General features: G+C 64.0%; 5 protein-coding genes. 4 read left to right on the forward strand and 1 reads right to left on the reverse strand.

The features are described from left to right. The first annotated feature begins 76 nt into the window (after window positions 1–76). The 3 genes from WBQ44_RS20675 (at window position 77) to WBQ44_RS20685 (ending at window position 3,247) form a co-directional block, all read left to right on the forward strand. Window positions 77–2,206, forward strand: coding sequence for an ATP-dependent DNA helicase UvrD2 (locus WBQ44_RS20675; RefSeq protein WP_495568542.1), 2,130 nt, complete (start codon window positions 77–79; stop codon window positions 2,204–2,206). Window positions 2,207–2,385: 179 nt separating this feature from the next. Beyond that, window positions 2,386–2,745 (forward strand): hypothetical protein, encoded by a 360-nt coding sequence (locus tag WBQ44_RS20680; protein WP_495568539.1) that lies wholly within the window; start codon window positions 2,386–2,388, stop codon window positions 2,743–2,745. 229 nt (window positions 2,746–2,974) lie between these two features. Continuing rightward, entirely contained in the window at window positions 2,975–3,247 is a 273-nt protein-coding gene (locus WBQ44_RS20685; RefSeq protein ID WP_495568543.1) for a WhiB family transcriptional regulator, read from the forward strand. Between the two features lie 36 nt (window positions 3,248–3,283). Here the strand turns inward: WBQ44_RS20685 and WBQ44_RS20690 are convergent, their stop codons facing one another. Beyond that, window positions 3,284–4,600 (reverse strand): ABC1 kinase family protein, encoded by a 1,317-nt coding sequence (locus WBQ44_RS20690; protein WP_495568540.1) that lies wholly within the window; start codon window positions 4,598–4,600, stop codon window positions 3,284–3,286. 9 nt (window positions 4,601–4,609) lie between these two features. Here WBQ44_RS20690 and WBQ44_RS20695 point away from each other — a divergent pair. After that, the coding region (locus tag WBQ44_RS20695; protein ID WP_495568541.1) for a hypothetical protein at window positions 4,610–4,794 on the forward strand (185 nt) is incomplete at its 3' end.

The following is a 4,794-nucleotide window of genomic DNA, read 5'->3' on the forward strand; positions in this document are numbered from 1 at the left end:
GAAATGGGGTTGTCCGGAATTGGGCTTTGACAAATGGGCCCGCGGGCGCGGTCGGGTCGTGTCGGACCGTGCTGACATGATGGTGGCCATGTCTGTGGATTCGATTATCACCGGGTTGGATCCCGAACAGTCGGCTGCGGTCTCCGCGCCGCGCGGCCCGGTGTGCGTGTTGGCAGGCGCTGGAACGGGCAAGACGCGCACGATCACCAGGCGTATCGCGCATCTGGTTTCTGCCGGGCACGTGTCGGCCGGTCAAGTACTGGCGGTCACGTTCACCGCCCGCGCGGCAGGTGAGATGCGGGGACGCTTGCGTGAATTGGGCGTCGGCGGCGAGGGTCCGCCCGTGCAAGCCCGAACCTTTCACGCCGCAGCGCTGCGCCAGCTCAAGTACTTCTGGCCGCAGGTCGTGGGAGACACGAGCTGGCAGTTGCTCGACCGCAAGTTCGCGCTGGTGAGCCAAGCAGCGCATCGCTCGGGCGTGTCCACGTCCACCGATTCGGTGCGTGACCTCGCAGGTGAGATCGAATGGGCCAAGGGCTCGCTCGTCGCTCCCGAGGATTACCCGGCCGTCACCGCTCGGCTACGTCGGGAGGTGCCGATGGACGCTGCGAAGGTCGCGTCGGTCTACGCCGGGTACGAGGACCTCAAGTCGCACGGTGGCGATGGCATGCTGCTCGACTTCGACGACCTTCTGCTGCATACCGCTGCTGCCTTGGAGGAGCACTCGTCCGTGGCCGACGAGTTCCGTGAACGCTACCGATGCTTCGTCGTCGACGAATACCAGGACGTCACGCCGCTGCAGCAGAGAGTGCTCGACGCCTGGCTGGGCGAGCGGGACGACCTCACCGTCGTCGGCGACGCCAATCAGACCATCTATTCGTTCACCGGTGCGACGCCGCAGTACCTTCTCGATTTTTCGAGGCGGTACCCGGACGCCACCGTGGTGCGGCTCGAAAGGGACTACCGGTCGACACCGGAGGTGGTGTCCTTGGCCAACCGGGTCATCGGCGCAGCGCGGGGTCGGATCGCGGGAACGCGTCTGCAGCTGATCGGCCAGCGCGCACCTGGACCGGAGCCGGAGTTCTTCGAGTACGACGACGAACCGGCCGAAGCGGACGGCGTGGCCCGGGCGATCAAGCGGCTGATCGGCAAGGGGGTCGCTCCCTCGGAAATTGCCGTGCTTTACCGAATCAACGCGCAATCGGAGGTGCACGAGCAGGCGCTGACCGAGATGCAAATCCCGTACCAGGTACGAGGCGGAGAAGGATTCTTCAACAGACCCGAAGTGCGACAGGGCATTTCGGCTCTACGGACGGCTTCCGGCCGAGACGACCTACCCGATGAGTCCAAGCAGGGTGATGGGCTGCCATCGCTGGTTCGTGCTGTTCTCGCGCCCCTGGGGCTGACTGCGACCGAGCCCTCCGGCGCGCAGGCGCGCGAGAAATGGGCCTCGCTGGGTGGGCTCGTTCAGGTGGCCGAAGAACTACTGCTTCAGGACCCCGAGCTCGATCTCGGCAGGCTTCTCGGTGAGTTGGCCGCACGTGCCGAGGCCCGGCACCCCCCTGTGGTTCAGGGCGTCACCTTGGCGTCGCTGCACGCCGCCAAGGGTCTCGAATGGGATGCAGTGTTCATCGTCGGCCTGGCCGACGGCACACTCCCGATTTCTCACGCGCTCGGTAACGACCCGTCGGCGAACAACGACGCCGCGATCGAGGAGGAGCGCCGGCTGCTGTATGTCGGCGTCACACGTGCCCGGGAGCACCTGCACCTGTCGTGGGCGCTCGCGCGCAACGAGGGTGGCCGCAAATCGCGTCGCCGCTCCCGGTTTCTGGTCGGCCTGGTGCCCGAGGATTCGCCCGCATCACGCATAGCGGCGCCGACGACCAAGAAGTCCGGCCCGAAGTGTCGACTGTGCAGCAAGCCGCTGATAGGTACCGCGGCCACGATGCTCGGACGTTGCGAGAGCCATCCGACGGATGTCGACGTAGAGCTGTTGGAGGCACTCAAATCGTGGCGGCTCGAGAAGTCTCGCGAGTTGAAAGTTCCTGCGTACGTCGTGTTCAGCGACACCACGCTGACGGCGATCGCGGAACAGCAGCCACAGGACGACCGCGGGCTCGTCGCCATTCCGGGTATCGGGGCCAAGAAACTCGAGCGCTTCGGTGAGGATGTGTTGACGGTCGTGCGCGACGCGTCGAGTTCGTAGGAGATCCGGAAACAGTGCTCGACGCGACGAATAGGGGCAACGTCGGCAGACAAACTCCCAGGTAGAAAATAACTTGTGGAGTGTAGATCGTGGGGTTTAGTCTGTTTTCACCGCTCACGGGCAACCGCGAGCGGCAAGTATGTGTACAGCTTCGGATACGGAACAGGAGGTGGAGAACGATGAAGAATCAACTTCTCAATGCTGCTGCGGCACACGTCTCGATGACGTGCATCGGCATGGTCGGCAGTGAGGGCACTCGCATCGTTCGTCGTTCCACCGCTCTGGCTCCGTCGCCACAGGTGGCTCGTGCGTATGCAGGTACCGAAGCGGCTCTGTCGGGCACAGGTATTGCAGTCGCCTCTGCTGCCGGTGTCTTTGCCGCCCCGCGTGCAGGCAAGGTCGGCGCCGCAGGTGCCGTCGAGTCCGCCGCAGCAGCGTGGACGGCCGGTTCGGCGAAGCCCGCAACCGTCGCAGCACGTCATCGTCGCGCACGCGCGTTGTCCGTGGTCGAAGATCGACATCGAGAGAAATCTCGATAGAGATTCGACTCGCCCCCCAGGCCACGGAACCGCACACGCGGACCGTGGCCTTTTTCGTTCGATGAGTTCCCTCGGGTTCGAACGTCCGGCTCACATGGTTCGCAGAATCTCTTTCAACCGTAAACACGCCGTACGAAAAGTAGAGGAGACCGACGTGTCAACCGCCACGATCCGGACGACATGCCGATACGAAACCCCGACCGAACTCGCCGACGCGGCTGCGCCGTCCATGGACGTACGGATCGGAGCCGTCGAGAACGCCGGATTCGAAGTACCCTGTCGGGCAGCGGATCCCGATCTCTGGTTCGCCGACAGTCCAGTCGAACTGGAACGCGCCAAGGCGCTCTGTGCACAGTGCCCCATCCGTGCGACGTGCCTCAGTGCGGCTCTCGACCGCGCCGAGCCGTGGGGTGTATGGGGTGGCGAAATACTCGATCAGGGTGTCGTCATTGCACGCAAGCGACCACGGGGCCGGCCGCGCAAGCACCCGCGCGTTGCATGAGAAAAGACACGATGCCGGCTACACGGACGAGGTCGATCAGACCTCGTCCGTGAAGCCCGGCATCCATTCCGTCAGTATCGCCATGTACGGCGCATAAGCGTCGAGCTGAGCGCAGATACCCACGAGCCCACCGAGAACGCGAAATATCATGATGTATTCGGCGGGCATGTTCAACGCACGTACAGTGCGGAACTGCGCACTGTCGAATTCGGTAGCCGTGCCTGCTGCCTTCTGCAGCCACGCGCGCGTGAAATGAAACGAATCGGTTCGAATGGGGTCGGTGAACGGACGTAGATAGTCCGAGATTTCCTCGGCTGTGACGGTCCTCCCTGGAATGACGAACCCGTTTTCGGTGCACAGCGCGACCAATTCGTCGAACCGCTCTTCCCTCGCCAACCTCACCATGCGGCCCAGCACGGGAGGCAGGCCCTTCGGCATGGGTGCCGTCGCGCCGAAATCGATGACGCCGAGGCGCCCGTCCGGCAACACCATAAAGTTGCCCGGGTGCGGGTCGGCGTGCAGAAAACCTGCTCGTGCGGGTGCCGCGAAGGCGAACAGTACGAGGAGCTCGCCGGCAGCGTTGCGCTGCTCGGGACTGCCCTTCGCGATGATCGACGACAACGGCGTACCCGTCATCCATTCGGTGACCAGCACCTTCGGTGCACTCGCGACGACGCGGGGTACGAGAAATTGCGGGTCGTCGGCAAAGGCCTCGGCGAACGCACGCTGGCTGGTGGCCTCGATGCGGTAATCCAGCTCGTCTTCGGTGCGTGCAATCAACTCGTCCAAGACCGGCTTCACGTCGGCGCCGGTGAACACGGCACTGAAGGTGTTGGCGAAGCGAGACATCGTTTTGAGGTCCGCGCGCAACGCATCGTCGGCGCCCGGATACTGAACCTTGACGGCAACATTTCGGCCATCCGACCACACCGCACGGTGTACCTGACCGATACTCGCCGACGCCACAGGAGTGTCGTCGAACGAGGTGAAACGAGTGCGCCACGCCGTACCGAGCTGTCGGTCGAGCACGCGATGCACCTTGTCCGCTGGCAGCGGGGGAGCGCCTGCCTGCAGTTTGGTGAGGGCCTCACGGTACGGCTCGGCGAACTCCTCGGGCACCGCGGCTTCCATGACAGACAACGCCTGCCCGAATTTCATTGCGCCGCCCTTGAGTTCACCGAGAACCGAGAACAGTTGCTCGGCGGCCTTGGCCGCAAGATCCGAATCGATCTCGGCTCGATTGCCGCCGGCCAACTTTCTGCCGAACCCGACAGCAGCCCGCCCGGCAATGCCAATCGGAATACGAGCGAGCTTGGCGGTTCTGGCTGAGCTACGGCGAGGAATGTCTGACACACCTCCATCATGTCGGACGGCGAACGATCTCGCCCACAGCGCAGGCCAGGGCAGGCGTCGACGGCGGACACACCGTCATTCGTCGCCACCGGTCACAGCGTGCAGTCGCACAGTTACAGCGTGCAGTCGCACAGTTACAGCGTGCAGTCGCACAGTTACAGCGTGCAGTCGCACAGTTACAGCGTGCAGTCGCA

The sequence above is a fragment of the Rhodococcus sp. (in: high G+C Gram-positive bacteria) genome, from assembly GCF_049591685.1.
Lineage (GTDB): Bacteria > Actinomycetota > Actinomycetes > Mycobacteriales > Mycobacteriaceae > Rhodococcoides.

What these genes read in the sequence shown, in the direction of transcription:
- WBQ44_RS20680 (WP_495568539.1), top strand. Translation starts at nt 2,386, where the DNA reads ATGAAGAATCAACTTCTCAATGCTGCTGCGGCACACGTCTCGATGACG.
- WBQ44_RS20675 (WP_495568542.1), top strand. Translation starts at nt 77, where the DNA reads ATGATGGTGGCCATGTCTGTGGATTCGATTATCACCGGGTTGGATCCC.
- WBQ44_RS20685 (WP_495568543.1), top strand. Translation starts at nt 2,975, where the DNA reads ATGGACGTACGGATCGGAGCCGTCGAGAACGCCGGATTCGAAGTACCC.